The sequence below is a fragment of the Burkholderia sp. Ap-955 genome, assembly GCF_011753045.1.
Classification (GTDB): Bacteria; Pseudomonadota; Gammaproteobacteria; order Burkholderiales; family Burkholderiaceae; genus Burkholderia; species Burkholderia lata_D.
The window spans coordinates 28,429-53,703 of sequence record NZ_VWWH01000050.1; the positions used below are offsets into that span (position 1 = coordinate 28,429).

23 protein-coding genes are annotated in these 25,275 nt (G+C 67.8%); 13 read left to right on the forward strand and 10 right to left on the reverse strand.

The window, feature by feature from the left end:
- Window positions 1-80: 80 nt before the first annotated feature.
- The 3 genes from F3J15_RS23610 to F3J15_RS23620 all read right to left on the reverse strand — a co-directional run bounded on the left by F3J15_RS23610 (window position 81) and on the right by F3J15_RS23620 (window position 3,465).
- Entirely contained in the window at window positions 81-1,190 is a 1,110-nt protein-coding gene (locus F3J15_RS23610) for an NADH:flavin oxidoreductase/NADH oxidase (protein WP_166894375.1), read from the reverse strand.
- 142 nt (window positions 1,191-1,332) lie between these two features.
- Window positions 1,333-2,019 carry a type 1 glutamine amidotransferase domain-containing protein gene (locus tag F3J15_RS23615; RefSeq protein WP_069251468.1) on the reverse strand — a complete coding sequence of 229 codons (687 nt, stop codon included), beginning with the start codon at window positions 2,017-2,019 and terminating at the stop codon, window positions 1,333-1,335.
- Between the two features lie 417 nt (window positions 2,020-2,436).
- On the reverse strand, window positions 2,437-3,465 hold the full coding sequence (locus tag F3J15_RS23620; RefSeq protein ID WP_166894377.1) for a substrate-binding domain-containing protein: 1,029 nt from the start codon (window positions 3,463-3,465) through the stop codon (window positions 2,437-2,439).
- A gap of 172 nt (window positions 3,466-3,637) precedes the next feature.
- Between F3J15_RS23620 and F3J15_RS23625 the strand changes: the two genes are divergently transcribed.
- Together F3J15_RS23625 and F3J15_RS23630 are read left to right on the forward strand one after the other, a co-directional pair.
- The gene (locus F3J15_RS23625; RefSeq protein ID WP_166894379.1) at window positions 3,638-5,200 is read left to right on the forward strand and encodes a glycoside hydrolase family 68 protein; all 1,563 of its coding nucleotides are present in this window, start codon (window positions 3,638-3,640) and stop codon (window positions 5,198-5,200) included.
- A gap of 177 nt (window positions 5,201-5,377) precedes the next feature.
- The gene (locus F3J15_RS23630; RefSeq protein WP_166894381.1) at window positions 5,378-7,015 is read left to right on the forward strand and encodes a glycoside hydrolase family 32 protein; all 1,638 of its coding nucleotides are present in this window, start codon (window positions 5,378-5,380) and stop codon (window positions 7,013-7,015) included.
- Window positions 7,016-7,111: 96 nt separating this feature from the next.
- On the opposite strand, the gene F3J15_RS23635 is transcribed toward F3J15_RS23630, so the two are convergent.
- Together F3J15_RS23635 and F3J15_RS23640 are read right to left on the reverse strand one after the other, a co-directional pair.
- Complete coding sequence (locus F3J15_RS23635) at window positions 7,112-7,861, reverse strand: SDR family oxidoreductase (RefSeq protein WP_166894383.1); 750 nt, start codon at window positions 7,859-7,861, stop codon at window positions 7,112-7,114.
- A 166-nt stretch (window positions 7,862-8,027) separates the two neighbouring features.
- Window positions 8,028-8,945 (reverse strand): LysR family transcriptional regulator, encoded by a 918-nt coding sequence (locus F3J15_RS23640; RefSeq protein WP_069251463.1) that lies wholly within the window; start codon window positions 8,943-8,945, stop codon window positions 8,028-8,030.
- A 307-nt stretch (window positions 8,946-9,252) separates the two neighbouring features.
- Here F3J15_RS23640 and F3J15_RS23645 point away from each other — a divergent pair, with 307 nt between their 5' ends.
- From F3J15_RS23645 to F3J15_RS23685, 9 genes are all read left to right on the forward strand, one after another.
- Window positions 9,253-10,737, forward strand: coding sequence for a PLP-dependent aminotransferase family protein (locus tag F3J15_RS23645; RefSeq protein WP_166894385.1), 1,485 nt, complete (start codon window positions 9,253-9,255; stop codon window positions 10,735-10,737).
- 93 nt (window positions 10,738-10,830) lie between these two features.
- Window positions 10,831-11,268: a carboxymuconolactone decarboxylase family protein gene (locus F3J15_RS23650; protein ID WP_069251461.1), complete on the forward strand. Its 438-nt coding sequence runs from the start codon at window positions 10,831-10,833 to the stop codon at window positions 11,266-11,268.
- Window positions 11,269-11,278: 10 nt separating this feature from the next.
- Window positions 11,279-11,701, forward strand: coding sequence for a cupin domain-containing protein (locus F3J15_RS23655; protein WP_166894386.1), 423 nt, complete (start codon window positions 11,279-11,281; stop codon window positions 11,699-11,701).
- 259 nt (window positions 11,702-11,960) lie between these two features.
- Window positions 11,961-12,659 (forward strand): TetR/AcrR family transcriptional regulator, encoded by a 699-nt coding sequence (locus tag F3J15_RS23660; protein WP_166894387.1) that lies wholly within the window; start codon window positions 11,961-11,963, stop codon window positions 12,657-12,659.
- A complete protein-coding gene (locus F3J15_RS23665; protein ID WP_166894388.1) occupies window positions 12,656-13,621 on the forward strand; it encodes an HlyD family efflux transporter periplasmic adaptor subunit in 966 nt (321 codons plus the stop codon). Before F3J15_RS23660 ends, F3J15_RS23665 begins: the two co-directional genes overlap by 4 nt.
- Window positions 13,618-14,577, forward strand: a complete 960-nt coding sequence (locus tag F3J15_RS23670; RefSeq protein ID WP_166894389.1) for an ABC transporter ATP-binding protein — start codon at window positions 13,618-13,620, stop codon at window positions 14,575-14,577. The genes F3J15_RS23665 and F3J15_RS23670 overlap by 4 nt, the downstream gene beginning before the upstream one ends.
- A complete protein-coding gene (locus F3J15_RS23675) occupies window positions 14,574-15,728 on the forward strand; it encodes an ABC transporter permease (protein WP_166894390.1) in 1,155 nt (384 codons plus the stop codon). Before F3J15_RS23670 ends, F3J15_RS23675 begins: the two co-directional genes overlap by 4 nt.
- A 10-nt stretch (window positions 15,729-15,738) precedes the next feature.
- Window positions 15,739-17,229, forward strand: coding sequence for an efflux transporter outer membrane subunit (locus tag F3J15_RS23680; protein ID WP_166894391.1), 1,491 nt, complete (start codon window positions 15,739-15,741; stop codon window positions 17,227-17,229).
- Window positions 17,226-17,378, forward strand: a complete 153-nt coding sequence (locus F3J15_RS23685) for a hypothetical protein (protein WP_166894392.1) — start codon at window positions 17,226-17,228, stop codon at window positions 17,376-17,378. Before F3J15_RS23680 ends, F3J15_RS23685 begins: the two co-directional genes overlap by 4 nt.
- 85 nt (window positions 17,379-17,463) lie before the next feature.
- Here F3J15_RS23685 and F3J15_RS23690 read toward each other — a convergent pair whose 3' ends face one another.
- Together F3J15_RS23690 and F3J15_RS23695 are read right to left on the reverse strand one after the other, a co-directional pair.
- Window positions 17,464-18,246 (reverse strand): SDR family oxidoreductase, encoded by a 783-nt coding sequence (locus tag F3J15_RS23690; RefSeq protein WP_166894393.1) that lies wholly within the window; start codon window positions 18,244-18,246, stop codon window positions 17,464-17,466.
- A 182-nt stretch (window positions 18,247-18,428) separates the two neighbouring features.
- A complete protein-coding gene (locus F3J15_RS23695; RefSeq protein ID WP_166894395.1) occupies window positions 18,429-19,481 on the reverse strand; it encodes an RNA-guided endonuclease TnpB family protein in 1,053 nt (350 codons plus the stop codon).
- Between the two features lie 92 nt (window positions 19,482-19,573).
- On the opposite strand from F3J15_RS23695, the gene F3J15_RS23700 reads away from it, so the two are divergent.
- Window positions 19,574-19,924 (forward strand): helix-turn-helix domain-containing protein, encoded by a 351-nt coding sequence (locus tag F3J15_RS23700; protein ID WP_166894397.1) that lies wholly within the window; start codon window positions 19,574-19,576, stop codon window positions 19,922-19,924.
- Window positions 19,925-20,085: 161 nt separating this feature from the next.
- Here the strand turns inward: F3J15_RS23700 and F3J15_RS23705 are convergent, their stop codons facing one another.
- Both F3J15_RS23705 and F3J15_RS23710 read right to left on the reverse strand, forming a co-directional pair.
- Window positions 20,086-21,300, reverse strand: a complete 1,215-nt coding sequence (locus tag F3J15_RS23705; RefSeq protein ID WP_069251452.1) for a porin — start codon at window positions 21,298-21,300, stop codon at window positions 20,086-20,088.
- Between the two features lie 490 nt (window positions 21,301-21,790).
- Entirely contained in the window at window positions 21,791-22,855 is a 1,065-nt protein-coding gene (locus F3J15_RS23710; RefSeq protein WP_166894399.1) for a phytoene/squalene synthase family protein, read from the reverse strand.
- Window positions 22,856-23,232: 377 nt separating this feature from the next.
- On the opposite strand from F3J15_RS23710, the gene F3J15_RS23715 reads away from it, so the two are divergent.
- Window positions 23,233-24,378, forward strand: coding sequence for a glycerophosphodiester phosphodiesterase (locus F3J15_RS23715; protein WP_166894401.1), 1,146 nt, complete (start codon window positions 23,233-23,235; stop codon window positions 24,376-24,378).
- A gap of 57 nt (window positions 24,379-24,435) precedes the next feature.
- On the opposite strand, the gene F3J15_RS23720 is transcribed toward F3J15_RS23715, so the two are convergent.
- Window positions 24,436-25,275 (reverse strand): rhodanese-like domain-containing protein (locus F3J15_RS23720; protein WP_275692404.1); only part of this gene is annotated, 840 nt, incomplete at its 5' end.

Below are 25,275 nucleotides of genomic sequence, written 5' to 3' on the forward strand. Positions count from 1 at the left end.
CTGCGCGAACCGCCATTCTATCCATCGGCGCCGGATCGGCGGCGCATGTGATGCGCGCGCCGCCCCGGCGCCCCGCCCGCTCAGGCCACCTTGTCGGCGCTCCGGTAACGCTCGAGCCAGTGCGCGTACGGCGCGGGCAGCGTCCACGACGGACGCTCGACGCCGAGTTGCTTGGCCGCGTAGTACGGCCAGTGCGGGTCGGCCAGATGCGCGCGGCCGACCATCACGAGATCGAGCTGCTCCTCCGCCACCACGCGGTTCGCCAGTTGCGGCGTGTCGATCCCCCACGCGGACGACACCGGCAGCCCGGCCTCGCGGCGCACGCGCTCGGCGATCGGCGCGAGGAACGCCGGGCCCCACGGGATCTGCGCGTCGGGCGTCGAGAAACCGATCGACACGCTCAGCATGTCGAGCCCTTCCCGCTTCAGCCGCTGCGTGAGCGCGATCGACTCGGCGAGCGTCTCCTCGTCGCGGCCGTCGTACTCGATCACGCCGAAGCGCGCGGTCAGCGGCAGATGCTCCGGCCACACCTTGCGCACGGCCGCCAGCGTCTCGACGAGGAAGCGGCCGCGGTTCTCGGCCGAGCCGCCGTATTCGTCGTCACGCTGGTTCGCATGCACGGAGAAGAAGCTCTGGCCGAGATAGCCGTGCGCGAAGTGCAGTTCGAGCCATTCGAAACCCAGGTCGCGCGCGCGCTTGGCCGACGCAACGAAGTCGGCCTGCACGCGTGCGATGTCGTCGCGCGTCATCGCGCGCGGCGTCTTCGGCAGATGCGCGCCGAACGGCACGGCCGACGGCGCGATGGTTTGCCAGCCGCGCGGATCGCCGTCGGCGATGTGGTCGTCGCCTTCCCACGGGCGGTTCGCGCTCGCCTTGCGGCCCGCGTGCGCGATCTGGATGCCCGGCACCGCGCCGGCCGCCTTGATCGCCGCGACCGACGGCGCGAACGCTTCGGCCTGCGCATCGTTCCACAGACCCGCGCAGCCCGGCGTGATGCGCCCTTCCGGCGACACGGCCGTCGCCTCGGCGATCACGAGGCCCGCACCGCCACGCGCGATGCCGGCCAGATGCACGTGATGCCAGTCGTTGACGACGCCGTCCTCGGCGACGTACTGGCACATCGGCGGCACCGCGATGCGGTTGCGCAGCGTGACATCCTTGAGTTTGAACGGTTCGAACAGGGCAGACATCCACGGCTCCTTTGCTTGGTTCTGCAAAACGACTGGAAACGCGTCGTGCAATGTGCACGACGGAATGATTCGGGCCGTCGACGGGCCGGCCTGCGCCCGGCGACGGATACGGGATGGCGCCGGCCCGGCCGGCGCCCTTGGCTCAACGGCGGCCGAGCTGCGCGAGCAGCGCCTCGGCGGCAGGCTCCGACGACGCGGGGTTCTGCCCCGTGATCAGCAGCCCGTCGGTGACGACATGCGGCGCCCAGTCGGCGCTGCGCTCGAACTCCGCGCCGTTGGTCTTCAGCATGTCCTCGACGAGGAACGGCACGACTTCCGTCAGTTCGACGGCCGCTTCCTCGCTGTTGGTGAAGCCCGTCACACGCTTGCCGCGCACGACCGATTCGCCGGTCTGCGGGTTCTTCACGTGACGCAGCACGCCCGGCGCGTGGCACACGGTGGCGACCGGCTTGCCGGCCGCCAGCGCGCGCTCGATCAGGCCGATCGAATGCAGATCCTCGGCGAGATCCCACAGCGGGCCGTGGCCGCCCGGGTAGAACACGGCGTCGTAGTCGTCCACGGACACGTCGGTCAGCTTGCGCGTCGAAGCCAGTTCGGCCTTGGCCGCCGCATCGGCGTCGAAGCGGCGCGTCGCGTCGGTCTGGGCCGTCGGATCGCTGCTTTTCGGGTCGAGCGGCGGCTGGCCGCCCTTCGGCGACGCGAGCGTCAGCTCGACGCCCGCATCCTTGAACGTGTAGTACGGCGCGGCCAGTTCCTCGAGCCAGAAGCCGGTTTTCTTGCCGGTGTCGCCGAGCGTGTCGTGCGAGGTCAGGACAACCAGAATCTTCATGATCGGACACTCCTTCGAAAAATGGATGACGGGAACGGGGCCGCTCGACCGGCAAATCCGGCCGGTCAGCGCGGCACGCCTGTGGGTTAGTCAGCTGTGACGCGGCAACGTGCGACCCGGATATCCGAATGCGGCTTGCGCCTATTAGACCAGTCGTCTAGAACAATTCGAAATAAAACGACGGCGTCTCGCTGCACCACCAGCATCCCAGCGCGAAATGGCATTCAAATGGCATTTTCGCGTCTTCGTTGCCTGCGCCGCGGACGTCGTCGCATTCATGGGAACGGATGATAGCGTCGGATTAGACCGGTCGTCTAGTAAACGGGCAATCGCCCCTGCCGTCGTCATGGCCTTTTCCGTGGAGCGCGATCCGCCGGCGTCTGCCGTCGCTCACGCCCCTCACCGGCGCCGCGGCGGCTAGCCGCGCAACGGACCGTCCGTGTCGCCCGCCTCGATCGCCGGTGCTTCGAGCCGCTGCTCGCGAACCCCGTCGCTCAGCAGCCGCAGCATCAGTTCCGCCAGTGCGCGCCCCGACGCGTGGCCGGTCGGCTGCACGACCGCCGTCACGCGATACGGATGCGCGAGGTCCGGCGGCACGCCGTCGTAGACGATCAGCGACATGTCCTCGCCCAGGCGCAGCCCGCTGTCCACGAGCGCCCGAAACGCGCCGCCGCCCGCGATATTATTGTCGACCAGCAGCGCCGTCGGCCGCTCGGTGCGCGCGAGCAGCGCTCGCGCCGCCTGCAACCCGCCATCGTGCGTAAACGGGCACTCGACCAGCAGTGCCGGATCCGGTTCGATGCCGGCTTCGCGCAGTGCCGACAGATAGCCGGCACGGCGCTGCGCGGCGAAATTCAGTGCCAGCGGCGCGCTGATCATCGCAATGCGCCGGTGCCCGAACGCCGTCAGCCGACGCACCGCGTCCCGCGCGCCGGCCTCGTTGTCGAAATCGAACCACGCATACGGCTCGGCCACCTGCGTCCGGCCGTAGGCCACGTACGGGAACGCGCTCGCCTGCAGATACGCGATGCGCGGATCGTCGACCCGCGTGCGCGCGACGATCAGCCCGTCGACGAGCTTGCCGTCGACGATGCGCCGATAGGTGTCCAGTTCCGCGTTCGGCCGCGCCGACGCGATGATGAAATCGAGATTGCGTTCCGCGAGCCGCTCGGTGATGCCCGCGACGACCTCGCCGAAACGCGGATCGCCGAGATCGCCAGCGCCGAACGGATAGACGATGCCGATCATGTCGGCCCGGCCGGTCGCCAGCCGGCGCGCGGTCGGATCGGCCACGTAGCCCATTTCCCGCGCGGCCTTCGCCACGCGCTCGCGCGTCGCCTCGCTGACGTCGTCGTAACCGTTCAACGCGCGGCTGACCGTCGTCCGCGACAGCCCGAGCGCGTCCGATAGCGCCTTCAGATTCACCTTCACCGTCGTTCCTCGCACTCGATGCGCCGCGCGGCATGCCGCTGGCCGGCAATTATTTCCGCTCGGTAGTGATTACCGTCAAATAACTATCTTTTGACGTCCAAACCGGTTTGAATTAGCATCCAAACCGGTTTGGACATCGATGCCCACTCAGCCGTTCACTTTCACCTAGCCAGGAAACAACGACGAGATGACATACTTTCCCCTTTTCCGCCCGATCGCGACCAAACGTTTGCTGCTCGCTGGCGGCGCACTCGCCACCTTCGCGTCCGTCGCGCACGCGCAGTCCAGCGGCACGGGCGCGCCCGTGCCCACGCCCCATACGCAGCAGGCCTACGATCCCGAAGGCAACTTCACGATGCGCTGGACGCGGGCGGACATCCGCCAGATCGTCGCGCAGTCGCATACCGCCGGTGCCGACAAGAACTCGCTGCCGCAGGCGCTGACGATGCCGGACATCCCGCAGGATTTCCCGCTGATCAACTCGAACGTGTGGGTGTGGGACACGTGGCCGCTGGCCGACCTGCGCGCGAACCAGCTCAGCTACAAGGGCTGGGAGGTGATCTTCTCGCTCACCGCCGATCCGCACGCGGGTTACACGTTCGACGACCGTCACGTCCATGCGCGCATCGGCTTCTTCTACCGCCGCGCGGGCATCCCCGCGTCGCAGCGCCCCGCGAACGGCGGCTGGACCTGGGGCGGCCACCTGTTCCCGGATGGCGCGAGCGCCAAGGTGTTCGGCACGTCACCGATGACCAACAACGCCGAATGGTCGGGCTCGGCACGCCTCACGAACGGCGACAACGTCAGCCTCTACTACACCGCGACGTCGTTCAACCGCTCGGCGCCCGGCGGCGCCGACATCACGCCGCCGCAGGCGATCATCACGCGCGCCGACGGCCATATCCACGCCGACGCCACGCATGTCTGGTTCAGCGGCTTCGACGATCACAAGGCGCTGCTGCAACCGGACGGCAACTACTATCAGACCGGCCAGCAGAACACCTACTTCTCGTTCCGCGATCCGTTCGTGTTCACCGATCCCGCGCACCCGGGTAAGACCTACATGGTCTTCGAGGGTAATACGGGCGGCCCGCGCGGCGCACGCACCTGCACCAACGCGGATCTCGGCTACGCGCCGAACGATCCGTACAAGGAAGATCTCAACGCGGTGATGAATTCGGGCGCAGTGTATCAAAAGGCCAATGTCGGCCTGGCGATCGCGACGAACCCGCAATTGACCGAGTGGAAGTTCCTGCCGCCGATCCTGTCGGCGAACTGCGTCGACGACCAGACCGAGCGCCCGCAGATCTACCTGAAGGACGGCAAGTACTACCTGTTCACGATCAGCCACCGCACGACGATGGCTGCCGGCGTCGACGGGCCGGACGGCGTGTACGGCTTCGTGGGCAACGGCATCCGCAGCGACTTCCTGCCGCTGAACGGCGGCAGCGGCCTCGTGCTCGGCAACCCGACGGACTTCTCCGCGCCGGCCGGCGCGCCGTATTCGCAGGACCCGAACCAGAACCCGCGTGAATTCCAGTCGTATTCGCACTACGTGATGCCGGGCGGGCTCGTCGAGTCGTTCATCGATGCGATCGGCCCGCGCCGCGGCGGCACGCTCGCGCCGACGGTGAAGGTCAACATCAACGGAACGTCGACGGCGGTCGACCGCGCCTATGGACGCGGCGGGCTCGGCGGCTACGGCGACATTCCGGCGAACCTGCCTGCAACGGGAGCCGGCCACAACTGACGGCAAACAGGGTAACCAACAATAACGAAAGCCGGTAAAGGCACGGGGTTGAGGAGGCGCTCATCGCGCGTGTCGTGTGTGCGCCTCCCTTTTTTCTTTGGACCATCGCGCATGCCGCCGTTGAAAACGGCATGCGCCCTCCTTTCCCGCTTCGCCCGACGAAGCACGGGACCGCGCATGAATTCGACGTCTTTCCGCTTTTCCTTCCTGATCGCCCGGCTGCTGCTCGCCTGCCTGGCGTGCACGCAGGCCGCCGCCGCACCGTGCAGCGCACCGGCCGACCCAGGCACGCCGCAATGGCGGCCCGCGCTCCACTACACGCCGCAGCGCAACTGGATGAACGACCCGAACGGGCTCGTCTACGACAACGGCCGCTATCACCTGTTCTATCAATACAATCCGCTCGGCAACGACTGGGGCAACATGTCATGGGGCCACGCGACGAGCACCGACCTCGTCCACTGGCGCGAGCAGCCGGTCGCGATGCGCGCGAACGCGACGGAGGAAATCTTCTCCGGCTCGATCGTCGCCGACACGCTCAACACGTCCGGCCTGGGCCAACCGGGCCACACGCCGCTCGTCGCGCTTTATACGAGCGTGTACAAGGCGGGCTCCGGTCACGCGCCGGGCGTCCAGGCGCAGTCGCTGGCGTACAGCCTCGATCAAGGCGCGACCTGGCAGCCGTACGCACGCAATCCGGTGCTGACGCTCGATCCGGAATCGAAGCAATTTCGCGATCCGAAAGTGTCGTGGTATGCGCCGGGCGGCTACTGGCTGATGACGACGGTCGTCGCCGACGCGCACGTCGTGAAGCTCTATCGCTCGGACGACCTGATCCACTGGAATTTCCTGAGCGACTTCACGCGGCCGGGCGTGCCGCACGACGGCGCGCTGTGGGAAATGCCCGACCTCGTACCGCTGCCGCTCGACGGCGACCCCGCACGCATCCGGTGGGTCATGATCGTCAACGTCAATCCGTGGTCGATCGCCGGCGGCTCCGGCGCGATGTACTTCGTCGGCGACTTCGACGGCCGCACGTTTACGCCGGATCGCATTGCGCCCGCCGGCTCCGATCCCGCGCAATTCCGCTGGGTCGACCATGGCGCGGACTTCTACGCAGCCGGCACCTTCTCGGGCGCGCCCGGCTCACGGCCGGTCGCGATCGCGTGGATGAGCAACTGGGATTACGCGGCGAAAGTGCCGACCACGCCGTGGCGCGGCGCGACGACCCTGCCGCGCGAACTGTCGCTGAAAACGATCGACGGCGAACCGACGCTCGTCGTCGCACCGGCCGCCGCGTTCGACGCCTGGGCGGACGGCAGGCCCGCCGTGCATGAAGGCGACCTCGCGGTCGACTCCACGACGCGCGTGCTGTCGGCCGCGACGCGCGGCGTCGTCCAGCGCATCACGGTCACGATCGCGCCGCAGCATGCGGCACGGGCGGGCCTGATCGTCCGGCGCTCGGCGGATGGCTCGGTCGGCACCCGGATCGTGTACGACACGGCAAAGGGCACGCTGACGCTCGACCGTTCGCAGTCCGGCGAAACGAATTTCGCCGACACGTTCAGCCGCGAACACATCGTGGACCTGCCGCTCGAGCACGGGCAGTTGCGGCTCGAGATCGTCGTCGATCGCGGTTCGGTCGAAGTGTTCGCGAACGGCGGCCGCGTGGCGCTCACCGACCTGATCTTCCCGCCGCTCGATGCGGATCGCGTGGCCGTGTTTGCCGAACACGGCCGCGCGACGTTCTCCGGGCTCACGGTGACGCAGCTCGAAGCCGGTGGTGACAGGCATGGCGCCTGTGCGGCGCGATAGATGCGATGGGCGGACGGCCGTTGGTCCTGCACATGACGAGGGCTGTCCGACCGGCATCACACCGGTCGGTAACAGCCCCCGCCGGAGCCCCACCGATCAGAGCAAGCCCATCCCGCCCGACGCGATGATCTCCGCGCCGACGATGAACGCGGATTCCGGCGCGCTGAGATGCAGCACCGTCGACGCGATCTCGTCCGGCGTGCCGAACCGGCCGACCGGGACGAGGCCCTTGATCTTCTCCGCCGTTTCGTCGAGCGTGGCCGCGTCGAGCCCGAGCTTGCCGTAGAGCGGCGTCTGCACGGGACCGGGGCTCACGACGTTCACACGCACGCCGTGCGGCAGCAACTCCGTCGACAGCGTCTTCGCGAACGAATTGACGGCCGCCTTGCTCGCCGCATACACCGACGAGCCGGGCATCCCGATGTGCGCGTTGATCGAGCCGTTGATCACGATCGACGCGCCGCGGTTCAGCAGCGGCACCAGCGACTGGATCTGGAAATATGCGCCCTTCACGTTGGTGTTGAACACGAGATCCCACATGGCCTCGTCGCTGTCGACGAACGGCGCGAGTTTCGCGACGCCCGCGTTGATGAACACGGCGTCGAGCCGCGCCCCCGCCGACGCGATCGCATCGGCCAGCGCGCGGGCGGACGCGACGCTACCGGCCTCGTTGCGGATCGCGAGCGCGTCTGCGCCGAGCGTTTGCCGCGCGGCCTCGAGCGTCTGCGCATCGCGCCCGGTGATGATGACGCGCGCACCTTCTGCCGCGAATGCCTTGGCGGCCGCCAGGCCGATACCGCTGTTACCACCCGTGACGAGGACCGTCTTTCCTTCGAAGCGTTGCATGATGTTCTCCTGTGAACCGGTGAGTTGACCGTGAACACAGGATGCGCGCCGCGCCCGGTCATGCCGTACGACGGGCGCGACGAACATGTTCGAAATTTTCGAACGTGTTCGGGCGGGTGGATTCGATTGCCTTGTCCTGTCCTGCCCAATTCCGTTCCGCGCCGCGTCAGCCGGCCACGTCGATGCCGTCGAGCAGGCGCTGCGCGAGCCGCGGCTCGCGCAATTGCTCGAGCCACCATTGCAGCGCGCGGCCGTCCCGGTCGCCGTGCCACGCGACATACAGCAGGTTCGGCTCGCGCGGATCGGCCGTCTGCCTTTCCACGAGTTCGCCGCGCGCGAGCAACGACGCCACGCGCCGGCGCGGCACCCAGCCGACGCCAAGCCCGTCGCGCTGCGCGAGGATCTTCGCGCGCATTGACGGCACCGCGAGCACGGCCTGCCCGCCGAGCAGGCCATACGCGCGGCCGACCGCGCGCCGCGACGAATCGGCGACGACGACGGCCCGGTGCGCACCGATCGCGTCCCGCGTCAGCGCGCCGCTCACGGCGGCCAACGGATGGCGCGGCGACACCGCGAACACCCACTCCATCGCGCCCAGCTCGAACCATTTGAAACCGGGAATCGCAGGCGGCTCGTTGGTCGCGCCGATCACCAGGTCCGCGCGCCCGTCGCGCAGCGCTTCCCAGGTCCCGCCGAGCACTTCGTGCGTGAATCGCAGCGACACGCCCGAGTCGAGCGCATCGAACGCGCGGACGACCGGCAGCAGCGTGTCGAACTCCAGCACCTCGTCGCTGACGATCCACAGCCGGTCCTCCCAGCCGCTCGCGACCTGCCGCACGCGCTGCGTCAGCCGCGCGACGTCCAGCGCCAGCCGCGCGGCTTCGTCGGTCAGCAACTGGCCGGCCGGCGTGAGCTGCAGCCGGTAGCCGCGGCGATCGAACAGCAGCGCGTCGAAGCGCGTTTCGAGCTGGCGCGCCGCGTGCGACACCGTCGACGGCGCCTTGCCGAGCCGCGCGGCCGCGCGCGACAGGCTGCCGGTGGCGCGGATCGCGTCGAGCAGCGCAAGTTCGTCTTCGGACAGCATGGGCTCGCTCCGGTGTGGGGTTGTCGTGGATCGTAAGGCAGCGGCGGGCCGAGGTCCAATCACTCGACCGGGCTGCATCGTCTGACGATGCCCGTCACCCCTGACGAATACCGCCGGGCCAGCGTTGCACGATGCACAGGTTCGCCGGCCGCCCGCGTCGCCCGGTCGGGATTCCTTGCACCGTGCGGCCGGTTCGTGCATCGCGCGACACCCGCGAAGCCGTCCTGCCGCGCAGAACCACCCATTCTTTCGTCGCCTTCGGTATGCTGATCGGCACGAAATGACAGCAATCGAGGTAACCACTGAGATGGACATCGCGATCCGCATCGAAGGCCGTCACGACCTGACGGGGCAGATCTTCCGGCAACTGCGCACCGCGATCGTCGACGGACGGCTCGCCGGCGGCGCGCGGCTGCCGTCGACGCGCGACCTCGCGAAACAGCTCGGCGTATCGCGCAAGACGACACTCGACGCGTTCGAGCGTCTCGTCGCCGAGGGTTACCTGACCACGCGCGCGGGCGACGGCACGTTCGTCGCCGACGGCCTTGCGCGCGTGCCGCACGCCGCGGCCATGTCGGCGCCCTCCCTCGTCGAGGACACGCCCCGCATCGACGCAGTCGATGCGCGTGCGCTGTGGGACGACCTGCCCGACGCGCTCTCGATGCCCACGCCGCAGGATGCGCCCGGCTTCGACTTCCGTGGCGGCGTGACCGACAAGGCGCTGTTCCCGTTCGACGCGTGGCGGCGCTGCCTGCATCACGCGCTGCGCCAGCAGATGCGTGGCCCCGCCCAGTACCACGACCCGGCCGGCGACCCGCAGTTGCGCGGCGCGATCGCGCGCTACGTCGCGTTCAGCCGCGCGGTCGCGTGCGGCTGGGACGACGTGCTCGTCACGCAAGGCGCGCAACAGGCGCTCGACCTGCTCGCCCGCGTCGTCGTACGGCCCGGCGATGTGGTGGCGGTCGAGGATCCCGGCTATCCACCCGCGCGCGCCGCGTTCGCGTCGCTCGGCGCGACGGTGATCGGCGTGCCGGTCGACGCACAGGGACTGGTGACGGAACGGCTGCCCGACGACGCACGCCTCGTCTACGTGACGCCGTCGCATCAGTTCCCGCTCGGGATGCCGATGACGCTGGACCGGCGTGTCGCGCTGCTCGAATGGGCGCAGCGCCGCCGCGCGGTGATCATCGAGGACGACTACGACGGCGAGTTCCGCTTCGAGGGCCGACCGGTGGAATCGCTGAAGAGCCTCGACCGCACGGGCCTCGTCGCGTACGTCGGCACGTTTTCGAAGACGATCTTTCCGGAACTGCGGATCGGCTACGCGATTCCGCCGCGTGCGCTGCGCGGCGCGCTGACCAAGGCGAAGCAGATCGTCGACTGGCATACCTGCACGCTGACGCAGGCGGCGCTCGCGCGCTTCATGCTCGAAGGCGATTTCGCGCGGCACCTGAAGCGCGTGCAAAAGCACTACGATGCGCGCCGCAAGATGCTGGTCGCGCATCTGCGCGGCGAACTCTCGCCGTGGTTCGACGCGATCGTGCCGAGCGCCGGCATCCACCTCGCGGCCTACCTGAAGCCGGGGCTCGACGAAGCGGCGCTGGTCCGCGCGGCCCGCGAGCAGGACATCGGCCTGTACGGCATCTCGGCGTTCCACGTCGGCGTACCGGTCCGTGCGGGGCTGCTGTTCGGCTATGGCGGGATCGACGCGCTGCGCATCGACACGGCGCTCGCGACGCTGGCCGGCCTGCTGGGTTCGGACCGCCTCGGCGGCTCGGCACTGGTTACCTGAATTTCCCGAAAATTGGCCATTCAAGCAGGCCAGCATGCGTCTTAAAGTGGGTCCTGTCGCGCCACCGTGCGCTCCAACCGAAAAGGACCTGCCATGCAACCGCGCCTGAACTTCTACGCCGCCAGCCCGAATGCGATCAAGGTGATGCGCAACGCCGAGGAATTCCTCGCGAAGAGTTCGATCGAGAAGCCGCTCGCCGAACTCGTCCGCCTGCGTGCATCGCAGATCAACGGCTGCGCGTTCTGCGTCGACATGCACACGACCGACGCGCGCAAGGGCGGCGAAACCGAGCGCCGGCTGGCCACCGTCGTCACGTGGCGCGAAACGCCGTTCTTCACCGAGCGCGAACGCGCGGCGCTGGAATGGACCGAGGCGCTGACGCTGGTCGCCAGCAACCACGTGCCCGATGCCGTCTGGGAAGCCGTGAAGCCGCATTTCACCGATGAAGAGCTGTTCGACCTGTCGATGCTGATCGCGACGATCAACTCGTGGAACCGCTTCGCGATCGCGTTCCGCAAGATGCCCGAATAAGGAGACGACGATGATGGACGCTACGCTCCGTCGCGCCGCCCTGTGCGCATCGCTCGCGGCCGGCGTCGCGCTGCTGCCGGCCGCTGCCCGGGCGCATGACGCCGGCGACAATGTGCACGCGATCATGCAGCAGGCCGCGCCCGAAGCGCCCGGCAAGCTCGCGGTCGTCGCGACCGTCGACTACGCGCCCGGCCAGGCGTCCGAAGCGCACCGGCACCTCGGCTCGGTGTTCGCGGTCGTGTCGAAAGGCGAAGTACTGTCGCAGGTGAACGGCGGCCCGCTGCACCGCTACCGCACCGGCGAAGGCTGGTACGAGGCGCCCGGCTCGCGCCACCAGGTGTCGCGCAACGCGAGCGCGACCGAGCCCGCTCAGCTCGTCGTGTTCGGGCTGACCGGCGAACACGTGCCGCTGACGTCGCCGATCGATCAGTAAGCGCTTTCCGGGGGGCGTGCCATCGTCCAGGCACGCGCCCCCCGCTTCGCGACCGGCTTTCCATACCGTGTGGCCCCGCCACGTCCCGCCGCATCTCCATTAGCTGCTCCCTACACTCCGCCGCCGGCTTGCCGCACCGCGCCGCATCACGTCACCTCCCCGCCCACCCGCGCCCCCGTTCGACGCTCGCCTGATCGCGATCAACTCGGGCGGAAACCCTTCCTTGAAATTAACTAACTCATCAATTAGCGTCGATTTCATGAACGCGAAATCCACCGTCGCCAGGCCGCGCGGGCGCCGCCCGTCGGTCGACGATTTCGACCTGCGCGGCCACATGCTCGACGTCGCGATGCAGTTGTTCGCCGAGCGCGGCATCGCCGCGACGACCGTCGCGCAGATCGCCGCCGCCGCCGGCGTCACGTCGGCGATGGTCCACTACTACTTCACGAATCGCGAGCAGCTGCTCGACGCGATCGTCGAGGAACGGCTCGCGCAGGCCATCGCGTTCGTGTGGCGGCCGACCGAGCCGCAGATCGAAAACGACCCGTTCGCGCTCGTCGCCGAACTCGTCGACCGCTTCTTCGACGTCACGCACCGCATGCCGTGGCTGCCGTCGATCTGGCTGCGCGAGATCATCCATGAAGGCGGGCTGCTGCGCGAGCGGATGGTCCGGCGCATTCCGCTCGAACATGTCGGGCGCTTTGCCGAACGCATCCGCGGCGCGCAGCAGGCCGGCACGCTGAACCCCGCGCTCGAACCCGCGTTCCTGTTCCACTCGATCATCGCGCTGGTGATGCTGCCGCTCGCGACCGCGAAACTGTGGCAAAGCGCGCGCGGCCTGCCGCCGATCGACCGCGACGTGCTGCATCGCCACGTCCGCGCGCTGCTCGATTCGGGCATGCAGCCGCCGGCCGCCGCGCGTCGCGCACGGACCCGCTCGCCGCGGAGGCCATCGTGAACATGGCCCGCGCGCTGCCGCTCGCGCTGGCCGCGGCCGTCGCGCTGCTCGCCGGTTGCGGACGGCAAGCGAGCAACGGCACGACCTACCAGGGCTACGTCGAAGGCGAATTCGTGTACCTGTCGTCGTCGCAATCGGGCACGCTGACGCAGTTGTCGGTCGCGCGCGGCCAGACCCTCGCCGCCGGCACGCCGGCCTTCTCGCTCGAAGCGGCCAACGAAACGGCCGCGCTGCTGCAGGCGCAGCACCAGCTCGCAGCCGCCCGCGCACAGCTTGCCGACCTGCAGACCGGCAAGCGCCCGCCGGAAATCGCGGTCACGCAGGCGCAACTCGCCCAGGCCACCGCGCAAGCCGCGCGGGCCGCCGCGCAACGCGTGCGCGACGAAAGCCAGTACGCGGCCGGCGGCTTGTCGAAACAGCAGCTCGACGATTCGCGCACGTCCGCACAAACCACCGCCGCGCAGATGCGCGAATTGCAGAAGCAGGTCGATGTCGCACGCCTGCCGGGCCGCGCGCAGCAAGTGACCGCGCAGGCCGCGCAGGTGGATGCCGCGCAGGCGGCGGTCGCCGAGGCGCAATGGAAGCTCGACCAGAAGCGCGTCGCCGCGCCCGCCGCCGGGCGCGTGTACGACACGCTGTACCGCGTCGGCGAATGGGTGCAGGCCGGCAATCCGGTCGTGCAGATGCTGCCGCCGCAAAACCTGAAGGTGCGCTTCTTCGTGCCGGAGGCCGCCGTCGCCTCGCTCGCACCGGGGCGCACGGTCGCGATCCACTGCGACGGCTGTGCGGCCGACGTGCCCGCGCGCATCACCTACGTGTCGAGCGAGGCCGAATACACGCCGCCCGTGATCTACAGCAACGAGAGCCGGACCAAGCTCGTGTTCATGATCGAGGCGCGCCCCACCGTCACCGATGCGCCGAAGCTGCATCCGGGCCAGCCCGTCGCCGTGAACGTGCCATGAACGCGCCACCCGCACCGTATGCGATCGATGTCGATCGCCTGAACAAGCATTTCGGCGACAAGCACGTCGTGAAGGACGTGTCGCTGCGCGTCGCGCGCGGCGAGATCTTCGGCTTTCTCGGCCCGAACGGCAGCGGCAAGACCACGTCGATCCGGATGATGTGCGGGCTGCTCACGCCCGACTCGGGCAGCGGCACCTGCCTCGGCTACGACATCGTGCGCGACAGCGCGCAGATCAAGCGGCGCGTCGGCTACATGACGCAGCGCTTCTCGTACTGGGAAGACCTGTCGATCCGCGAGAACCTCGACTTCGTCGCGCGCGTGTACGGGATGCCCGACCGCAAGGCGGCCGTCGCGCGCGCACTCGACGGGCTCGGCCTCGCGAGCCGCGCGGATCAACTCACCGGCGCGCTGTCGGGCGGCTGGAAGCAGCGCCTCGCGCTGGCCGCCTGCATGCTGCACGAGCCGGCGCTGCTGCTGCTCGACGAGCCGACGGCCGGCGTCGATCCGGCCGCGCGCCGCGACTTCTGGGAAGAACTGCACCGGCTGGCCGCACAAGGCATCTCGGTGCTCGTCAGCACGCACTACATGGACGAAGCCGAGCGCTGCCACAAGCTCGCGTACATCGCGTACGGCGAGCTGCTCGCGCAGGGCACGTCGGCGGAGATCGTCGCGTCGCAGAGGCTCGCGACCCGCGCGATCACCGGCGCGCATCTGAGCGAACTGTCCGCTCGGCTGCGCACGATGCCGGGCGTCGACCAGACGGTCGTGTTCGGCTCGGTGCTCCATGTGAGCGGCCGTGATCAGGCACAGCTCGACGCGACGCTCGCTCAGGTCGCGGCGCAAGCCGACGGGCCTGCCGCGCTGCAGGTCGCGCCGATCGACACCGGGCTCGAGGACGTCTTCATCTTCATGATGGGCCGCGCATCCGGGCCGTCCGGCGGAGCGTCGTCATGAACGCGTGGGCGCGCCTGCGCGATGCGTTCTCGGTCGCCCGCTGGTGGAGCATCGTGCTGAAGGAATTCCTGCAGCTGCGGCGCGACCGCGTGACGTTCGCGATGATCGTCGGCGTGCCGATCATCCAGCTCACGCTGTTCGGCTTCGCGATCAATACCGATCCGAAGCACCTGCCCACGGCCGTGATCGTCGCTGATGCGAGCCCGTTCGCGCGCAGCTTCGTCGCCGCGATGCGCAATTCCGCGTACTTCGACATCGTCGAGACGCTGCCCGACGAGGCGGCCGGCCGGCATGCGCTCGCCCGCGGCGACGTGCAGTTCGTGCTGAACGTGCCGGCCGATTTCTCGCGGCGGCTGCTGCGCGGCGAGCGTCCGTCGCTGCTCGTCGAGGCGGACGCGACCGATCCCGTCGCGACCGCGTCGGCGATCGCCGCGCTGCCGGGCCTCGTGCAGCCCGTCGCGGACAAGGACCTGACGGGCCCGCTCGCCTACCTGAACGGCCGCCCGGCCGCGTTCGACGTCGTGCTGCACCGGCTGTACAACCCCGAGGGCATCACGCAGTACAACGTCGTGCCCGGCCTGATGGGCGTGATCCTGACGATGACGATGGTGATGATGACGGGCCTCGCGATCACGCGCGAACGCGAGCGCGGCACGATGGAGAACCTGCTTGCGACGCCGGTGCGGCCGCTCGAGGTGATGACGGGCAAGATCGTCCCGTACGTGCTGATCGGGCTGATCCAGGTGTCGATCATCGTCGCCGCGGCGCGCTTCGTGTTCGAGGTGCCGTTCGTCGGCGGCGTGTTCGCGATCTACCTGTCCGCGCTGCTGTTCATCGCCGCGAACCTGACGGTCGGCATCACGCTGTCGTCGCTCGCGCAGAACCAGTTGCAGGCGATGCAGCTCGCGGTGTTCTACTTCCTGCCGAACATCCTGCTGTCAGGCTTCATGTTCCCGTTCGCCGGGATGCCGAAGTGGGCGCAATTCATCGGCAACCTGCTGCCGCTCACCTACTTCAACCGCCTCGTGCGCGGGATCCTGCTGAAAGGCAACGGCTGGAGCGACCTGTGGCCGTCGGTGTGGCCGGTCGCGCTGTTCACCGTCGTCGTGATGGGCATCGCGCTGCGCTTCTACCGGCGCACGCTCGACTAGGCGCCGCACGATGAAACCGGCTTCGCGTCGCCCCTTCCACGCCGCCCGCGGTTGCATGCTGGTCGCCGCTGCGCTGCTCGTCGCCGGATGCGCGGTCGGGCCGGATTTCCACGCGCCGGATGCGCCCGCCACGCAGCGCTACACGCGCGGCGAGCCGCCCGCGACGACGGCCTCCACCGCCGGACCGACCGGCGATGCGCAGACGTTCGCATCGGCCGCGCATACCCCGCAGCACTGGTGGACGCGGTTCGGCTCCGAACCGCTGAACCGGCTCGTCGATACCGCGTGGCACAACAGCCCGACGCTTGCGCAAGCCCGTGCGCGACTCGACGAAGCGCGGCAGAACCACGCGGCCGAAGCCGGCGCGACGATGTTGCCGAAAGTCGATGCGAGCCTGTCCGCCACACGCCAGCGAGTCGACACGACCGCGTTCGGCCTGCCCGCCAACGTGCCCAGCCCGGGACCGTTCACGCTGTACGACGCGTCGGTGAGCGTGTCGTACGTGCTCGACGTGTTCGGCGGCAACCGGCGTGCGCTCGAAGCCCTGCGCGCGCAGGTCGACTACCAGGCGTACACGCTCGACGCCGCGCGCCTGACGCTCGCGGGCAACGTCGTCGCGACCGCGATTCTGCGCGCGTCGCTCGCGCAGCAGGTCGCGCACACGCGGCAACTGATCGATGCGCAGGCGCGGCAGCTACGCATCGTCGAAGCGCGTTTCGCGGCGGGTGGCGTTTCGCGGGCCGACGTGCATGCGCAGCGCGCGCTGCTCGCGCAGACGCGGGCGTCGCTGCCACCGCTCGAGGCCCGCCTCGCGCAAGCCGGCCACCGGCTCGCGATCCTGCTCGGCGTGCCGCCGTCCGATGCCGTGCTGCCCGACCTCACACTCGATGCGCTCGCGTTGCCACGCACGCTGCCGGTCGCTTTACCGTCGACGCTCGCACGCGAACGCCCCGACATCCGCGCGGCCGAAGCCGTGCTGCACCAGGCGAGCGCGAACGTGGGCGTGGCCACCGCGAACCTGTATCCGCGCTTCTCGATTTCGGCGGGAATCGGCTCGGAGCGCACGCGCATCGCGGATCTCGTGAGCGGGCTCAATGTGTGGAATGTCGGCCTCGGGCTGACGCAACCGCTCTTTCATGGCGGTGAACTGCGCGCGAAGAAACGTGCGGCCGAAGCGGCGTACGACGCGGCCTTCGCAAGTTACCGGGAAACCGTGCTCGAGGCGCTGCAGCAGGTGGCCGATGCAATGCGCGCGGTCGAGCACGACGCGGCTGCACTGCAGGCGAGAGACACCGCCGCGCAGGAAGCGGCGGCCAGCAACCGGATTGCCGGCGACCGCTACGCGGCGGGCGGGATCAGCACGTTCGACCTGCTCGACGCGCAGCGGCAGGCGTTGCAGACGGCGCTCGACCGTACGCGCGCGCAGGCCGATCGGCTCGCCGATACGGCGGCGCTATTTCAGGCGCTGGCGGGGAGCTGGACGGACGATGCGGCGCAATGACCTGCTCGAGCGTGTCGCCGCCGCTGCACGACAAGCGCGACGCGACGTTCCTCTGCGACGGCCGGTCCATTGACGACGACCACCTCGACGCGTTCCCGTATCGACCGGCGTGCGTCATCTGCTGCCGTCGGAAGCAGCATGCCGAGTGATCGTGGACGATACGTCGGGCCGACATCCTTGAATCCTTGTTGCTTCAGCGCGCTTCAACAGATGCGGGTCATGCATCCGTCGAAGCTAGACCGTCGGAATGGTCCCGCCATCGATCACATATTCGGTGCCGCTGATCGATGCCGCGCGCGGCGATACGAGGAAGGTGATCAGGTCGGCCACTTCTTGAGGCTTCGCCGGGCGACCGAGTGGAATTCCGCCAAGCGCATCCATGATGATTTTCTTGCCGCCCTCGTAGTCGGTCCCTGCCGCATCCGCCAGCCGCTCGGCTAGCCGCATGGCGGCCTCGGTCTCGACCCACCCCGGCGAAACGCGCACGACGCGAACGCCTTTCGGCGTGACTTCCTTCGACAGGCTCTTGCTGTAAGTCGACAGTGCCGCCTTCGCCGCCGCATAGGCGGTGGTCGCCTCGGGCAGCGGCAGTGCGTTCTGTATCGACGTAACATGGATGATGACACCTGCCCCCTGTGCGATCATCGACGGGAGCAACGCCCGGTCGATGCGCACGGCCGCCATCAGGTTCAGATTGAGTGCGGCATCCCATTCATCGTCGCTCAGGACTGCGAATCCACCGCTCGGGGCGCTCGATCCCCCCAGGACATTGACGATCACGTCGATGCCGCCGAGGCGATCGAGCACTGCCTTCGACAGAATCTGGCATCCGGCCGCCGTCGTCAGATCGGCGGCGATCCAGGTGACGCCTTCAGCGGCTGTATCGGGAACCGAGCGCGCCGCGGCGACGACCGTTACGCCGGCGTTTCGCAAGGATTCGACGACAGCCGCGCCAACACCTTTCGTGCCGCCGGTGACAAGGGCCCTGCGGCCGGTAAGCTCGAGGTTGAAGGTCATGGCGTGATTTCCAGAGAGAGGATCTTGCTGCACCCGACTTGACGGCACCTTGACGAGGCACCGGATCGCCCGGTGCAATCAGGCTCGATCAGCCAGAATGATGAAGCGAAGCGCCGGAAACAGGAAGAACGCACGAAAAAGTAAGGTACTTACTCAAAGGTAAGGTTGACGTCCTCGTCCGCCTAAAGTCGGAGGATTCCCACACCTGGCGATGCACGTCCGCATCGGAGAATGTTCAGCGCAGCGTTGATATCACGATCATGCACGACACCACACTCACTGCAGGCCCACTCTCTTACTCGCAGTCCCGCGATACCTTTCGGCCGCATCGTGCTGTCTTTCGATCCGCACGCCGAACAGGACTGGGTCGAACCGCTTTCGTCGACTTCCTCGAACGTGGCCCCGTGCGCGATCGCTTTGTAGCGGAGCTTGTTTCGGAAGGACGACCAGGACGCGTCGTAGACGCTCTTCGCCATCCTGGTTCTGGCGAGTTTGACAGCCGACACGTTGCCGACCGCGATGTAATCGAAGCGCCGCACCAGATCGAGTGCCAGCTTGTGCTGGAAGTCGGCGCGGGCATTCGCGACCTTCGCGTGCAGCTTCGCGATATGCCGCTTGTGCTTTCGCGCCCGTTGCGCTTTCGCCAGCTTTTCGGCCGCGCGTCGACCGAACTGGTCATTGGGCAGCTTCTCGCCGGTCGAAAGTGTGGCGAAGTCTTTCAGGCCGAGATCGATGCCGACGCCGGAACGGATAGGTCGGGCCGGAACATCCGGCATCTCGATCACGATGTTGAGAAACCAGTTGCCGCGTGCATCCTGCGCAAAGTTGGTCCCGTCCTTGATCTTGCCTTCGGGAAGCGGTCGGCTGTTGAACACGCGAAACGTGTTGCCGGCGAAACGGAACGCGTTACCCTCGCGCTTCAGGTCACGCCCCTTCAGCGGCACCCAGCCCAGCGATTTCCTGCCGCGATAGCGCAGATAAGGGCGTCGACGCTGGCTGCGCGACTTCGCATATTGCTCGCACGTCGCGTTGACCGTGCCGGAGTGAATACCGAGTTCCTTGCTGCTGCCGGTCGTCAGCACGTTCAGGTCGAATCCTGTAGGCCACTTCTTGCCCCACTTGAGCGCGTGCTTCTGCGTGTCGTTGCAGAAGTTCCAGACGTAGTTCACCGCGCGGCCCTGCTGGTTGAGCAGTCCGTTGAGCGACTTCACGCGGTAGCGGTAGACAAGGATCATGCAGGTGATCCTAACCCGTGGCAGAAGCTGCCTGTCAACTGCGCTCCTTTCCTTCCCGCCATCAATGGCGGCGTCTCTCGGAGCAAATTCTGATGAAATCGGAAACGAAATGGACCCCGACCTCGGCCGCTGCGGGTGTCGGCCAGGTACTCAAGATGCTCGACGGAAAATGGAAGCTGGTTATCCTGTTCCATCTGTTCGGCGGCAAGGTGCTGCGATTCTCCGAACTCGAACGAGCGATCCCTGCGATCACGCAGAAGATGCTCGTTCAGCAGCTTCGCCAGATGGAGATTGACGGGGTGGTTCGCCGGATCGTTCACCCTCAGGTACCGCCGAAGGTCGAGTACGGCCTGACCGATTGGGGGCAGGCGCTCTGCCCGACGCTCGATGCGCTGCTGAAATGGGCCGCTCTACGCCCGCAGCCCGACGAGAACGAGGCCTGATTCATACGTCACGGGCGCAATCTGAATCGCGGGATGCGTGCGCGTTCTCGTGATTTGATTGCCTCGCTGTGGCGGCTATGGTGGGTGCACATAAAAAAACCGGCCCGAAGGCCGGTTCTTCATACCGCATGCCGTAAGCGGCGCTCGCGCGCCGCGCGACATCAGAAGCGGTGGATCAGGCCGACGCCGACGCCGATCTGGTTCTGCTTCGAACCTGCGCCCACGCCGTCGCCGATGGACGTCGTTGCAGCGATGATCTTGCCGCCATTGAGCGTGTTGCCGCTCGAATGCTGGTAAGCCTCAACTGCGTACAGGCCCGTGCGCTTCGACAGGCTGTAGTACTGCGACAGCGTGACCTGGTGGTACTTGGCCGAGCTGGTGATGCCGTTCGACTGCGTTGCTGCCGTGTACGAGTAGCCCGCTGCGAAGTCCCACTGAGCGGCTGCCTTCCAGTGCAGCACGGCGCCTGCCGTGTTGAAGATGGCCGTGTTGCGGAACGCCGAACCCGTGCCCGGCGTGTACTGGACGTTCGAGTACGATGCCGAAATGTCCCATGCCGGCGTGAACTGGTAGCCCGCCGTCACAGCGATACGCTGTTGCGATTGCGCCGTGGCATAGCCGTTGTTGATCGACGAAACAGCCGGCTGGTTGCCGTCGCCCGATGCCGTCAGGCCGTTCTCGACCGTCGAGTTCGCGCCCCACACGCCGCCGCCGAGCGTTGCGTTGTTGACCTTCTGATAGCCGACCGCGATGCCTGCCGGGCCGTTCAGGTACTGGATTGCCGCGCTCCACGTCGAGCCACGGTTCGTCGCGCCTGCGACGCCGCCGAACGAGTACGAACCGCCGACCGTGAAGCCGTAGAACTTCGGCGACATGTAGACGAGCGAGTTGTTCGCGCGGTAGCTGGTATCCAGCGAGTCGATATCGCCCGGGTGTGCGCCGTAGTAACCGGTCAGCCAGGTCGTCGGGCTGTACGGCGACAGCAGCGTGTAGTACGCGGTGTACTGGCGGCCGGCCGTCAGCGTACCGTACGTGCTGTTGGTCAGGCCAACCCACGCCTGACGCGTGAAGATGCCGTTGGTCCACTGCGACGAGCCGTTAGCCGTGTTGACGCCGGCTTCCAACTGGAAAATCGCCTTCGTGCCGCCGCCGAGATCTTCGCTGCCCTTCAGGCCGAAGCGGCTGCCTGCCCACACGCCGGTGGACATTTGCACCTTCGAATGACCACCCGTGGTCGCACCGACTGCCGACGAGTTGTTCTGCCAAGCGATACCGTTGTCGACGATACCGTACAGGGTCACGCTGCTCTGGGCGTGGGCGGCGGTAGCGGCTGCGAGACCGACTGCCGTCATGGCGAAAGCGACGCGCTTTTTCATTGATTCTCCGTCCTCAAAGAATGATTTCTTTTCTGGTGTGGTTTTATGACTGACACATGTGCGAGTACATGCCGACGGGATTCTGACGGATTACCGATTATTTCCCAACACGTGCAGTCGGTCATCGTATGATCGACGCAACGCAGGGGTTCACCAAGCAGTTACATAACACCTGAAAACGCTTACGCGGCGGGCTTTTCCGGCATTTCCCGGTGAAAACCCTAGCTTTACATTTTTACGGGTGCAACACGACCGTCGGATGTTGTCAGATGCCTTCGGCAACATACGTCTTACAAATGCGCGACCGTAGCTGACACCACGATTCACGCCGCCGCGAAGGATCGCTGACGTTCATGACACCCACGTTTCGCGACACGAAATAATGAAAACGTTTTTAGTCGACGCGCGAAGGGACGGAAGGTGATGGCCCGGCGAACGCGGGCCGAGGGGCGATGCCGGCACCTGTCGAGCCGGCATCGTTCAGTGCGAGTCAGCGCGTGGCCGGCTGCGCGAGATGCGCGTTTACGGCATCGGCGAGCGCAGTCAGGCGCGCACGAATCGCGGTGTTCGAGCCGACCAGCGCGAGCGACGACGCCATGATCCGGTAGACGCGCTTTCTCGGCACCTTGGCCGGCTTTGCCGGATCGAGCCACGCATCGCTGCGGGCCAGCAGCTCGAGCGTTTCGAGGCCGATCATGATCGGCCACAGGCACGCGAGCCGCAGCCGCACGAAGCGGCGCGGGATCGCGAGCGTGTACAGGCACGCGTCGCGATACTGGTCGAGCGTCACGCGCAGCAGGTCGACGAGTACGCCGCGCGCGCGCGCCGACGCATCGGGCGCCATCAGGTCGGCGACGCCGAGCCCGTGCGCACCCAGCACGTCGTCGGGCAGGTAACACCGGCCGATGCGCAGGTCCTTCCCGCAGTCGCGCAGGATGTTGGTCATCTGCAGCGCCTTGCCGAAACGGATGCCCTTCTCGCACATGTCCGGCAGGTTCCAGCCGTGCGCGGCCGGCGTGTGCATCCCCGTCATGTCGGTCCAGAACTCGCCCACGCAGCCGGCCACGAGATACGTGTAGCGGTCGAGTTCGCCGCGCGTCGGCAACGACACGACGCGCCCCGACTGCTCGTCGGGGAACGTGCGCAGGTCGAATACCATCCCCGCCGTCAGCGTCGCGACGACCTTGCGGATCGATGCGCGGTCGGCGTCCGGCTGCGTGCGCAGCAGCGCGAGCATCGGCTCCATCGAGCCGAGCAGCACGTGTTCGTGCGAATCGGTCTGCATCCGCGTCACGTCCTCGAGCGCGCGCGACAGCGCAACGCCGTCGCCGAGCCGCTCGACCTCGTCGCGCAGGTCGGTCAGCAACGCCGCCCGGCGATCCGGTGCGACGAGCGCCGTATCGGCGATCGTGTCGGCCGCGCGCGCGAGCAGGTACGCGAGGCCGACCGGGTCGCGCATGCCGTCGGGCAGCACGCGCAGCGTCAGGTAGAAGGAGCGGGAAACGTTCTTCAGCAGGTCGCCGAGCAGGAAAGCGGAATCGGTTCGAGTCGTCATGGGTCGGGAAAAATCGGCCGGCGCGGGCCCCGGACGCACATGGGCGCCGGGCGCCCGCGCCGGCCCGCGAGTCGCCGCATCGTCGCGCCAGGCGGGCGTCGGCCCCGGCGCGGCGATGCAAAATTCCCGCAAGTTTAGTGCATCCGGCGGCCAGCCTGCCCGAGACGGCCGGAATGCGCGTCACGCCAGGTCGCGGTCAACCGCCCTGCCGCGGGCATTGCACCCTAAAAATAGAGAACGGAAAGGCACAAGTAATACATATGTAATTATTCGGTGCGACGATCGCGTCCCATTCGACTCCGTGCGACACGCCGCGCCGGCCGCACCGCCGGATCGATCGCCCCCCTTTCCGACTCTCGTTTCGAAGGTTCATCGCCATGCTCTTCAAGCGCCCGACCTCCCTGCGCTACGTCCCGTTCGCCTGTGCCGCCGCGTTCCTGCTCGCCGCGTGCGGCGGCGACGACGACGTCACGTCCGATCCCACCCAGCCGATTTCCGCGAAGGTCCAGGTAGTCGGCCATCGCGGCGCGAGCGCGCTGCGCCCCGAACACACGCTCGCGTCGTACCGCAAGGCGGTCGAGGACGGCGCGGACGTGATCGAGCCCGACCTCGTGTCGACCCGCGACGGGGTGCTCGTCGCGCGTCACGAGAACGAGATCTCGGGCACGACGAACGTGTCGACGCTGCCGCAGTTCGCGAGCCGCAAGGCGACCAAGACGATCGACGGCGCGGAGCTGACGGGCTGGTTCACCGAGGATTTCACGCTCGCCGAGCTGAAGACGCTGCGCGCCCGTGAGCGCATTCCGCAGGTGCGCCCCGCAAACACCGCGTACAACGACCAGTTCGAGATCCCGACGTTCGACGAGATCGTCGCGCTCGCGAAGCAGATGTCCGCGCAGACCGGCCGCACGATCCACCTGTATCCGGAAACCAAGCATCCGACCTACTTCCAGTCGATCGGCCTGCCGCTCGAGGACCGTCTCGTCGATGCGCTGCTGAAGGACGCGTACACGGCGCGCACGGCGACCGTCTACATCCAGTCGTTCGAGGTCGCGAACCTGAAGACGATCCGCAACCGGATCAAGTCGAGCCAGCCGAACTGGAAGCTCGTGCAGCTGATGGACGAAGCCGGCCAGCGCCCGTACGACTTCGTGAAGGCGAACGACAAGCGCACCTACGGCGACCTGTCGACGCGTGACGGCATGCGCGAGATCGCGACCTATGCGAACGGCGTCGGCCCGTACAAGACGTCGATCATCGCGGTCGCCGCGGACGGCACGCTGCAGCAGCCGACGCCGTACGTGCGCTACGCGCACGAGGCCGGCCTCGTCGTGCATCCGTACACGTTCCGCCCGGAAAACAACTTCCTGCCCGCGTCGTTGAAGGACGGCGGCACGGCGGCCACGCGCAACACGGCCGGCTCGGTGCGCGAGATCCAGGCATACCTGCGCGCGGGCATCGACGGCTTCTTCACCGACGATCCGGCCGTCGGCCGCACGGCGGTCGATACGTTCAAGCGCTGACCTGCGCGTTGACCGGGCGCGACACACGACGCGCCGCGCCCGGTTGCAGCGCATCGCTCAGATCACGTTGAAGTGATGCGTGCCGTCCCGCTTCAACTGATCGACCAGTCCGTACTCCCAGTCGAGATACGCCTGCATCGCGGCCGCCGCGTTGTCGGTGCCTTCGTACGGGCGCCGGTACCGGTCGACGCGCGGTGAGGCCAGATGCGTCTCACCGCTTTCGAGCGGCAGCCCGGCGTCGATCCATGCGGCCGTGCCGCCGGTGAGCACCGAGATGTCGGCCGAAGCCGGCAGCAGCGCGCGGGCGTCGTCCGCCGCGAACCGCGCCAGCAGGCTCGATCCGCACGTGAACACATAGCGCTGCGCGGGCGGAATCGCCGCGAACGCATCACGCAACTGCGCACGCACCGCGAACCACGCGCCCGGGATATGCCGCTTCACGTAGTTCGCGCTGGCCGTCACGTCGACGATCGCCAGCTCGCCGGGCGCGGCCTCCTTCAGCCAGCCCGCGAGCGTCGCGGGCGAGATGTCCTTCACGCTCGGCGTCGCCGGCACGTCGCGCGGCGGCTGGCCGCGCTCGCCGAACTGCGCCGTGCCGTCCTCCGGTTCGACTACCCGCACGTCCCAGCCCATCTGCGCGAGCCACGACGCGGTCATGTCGGCGCGCACGCCGTCGTCGTCGGCGAGCACGATCCGCGCGCCGCGCACGGCCGCGTGATGGTCGGTCTCCTGCACGAGCTGGCCGCCCGGCGTGCTCAAAAAGCCCGGCAGGTGGCCGGCTTCGTATTCCTCCGGCGTGCGCACGTCGAAGCGGTACAGCGTGCGGCCCGGCGCGTCGAGCGCGGCGACGTCCGCGAGCGCGATGCGCGGCACGCCCGCGCGTTCGGCCACCGCGCG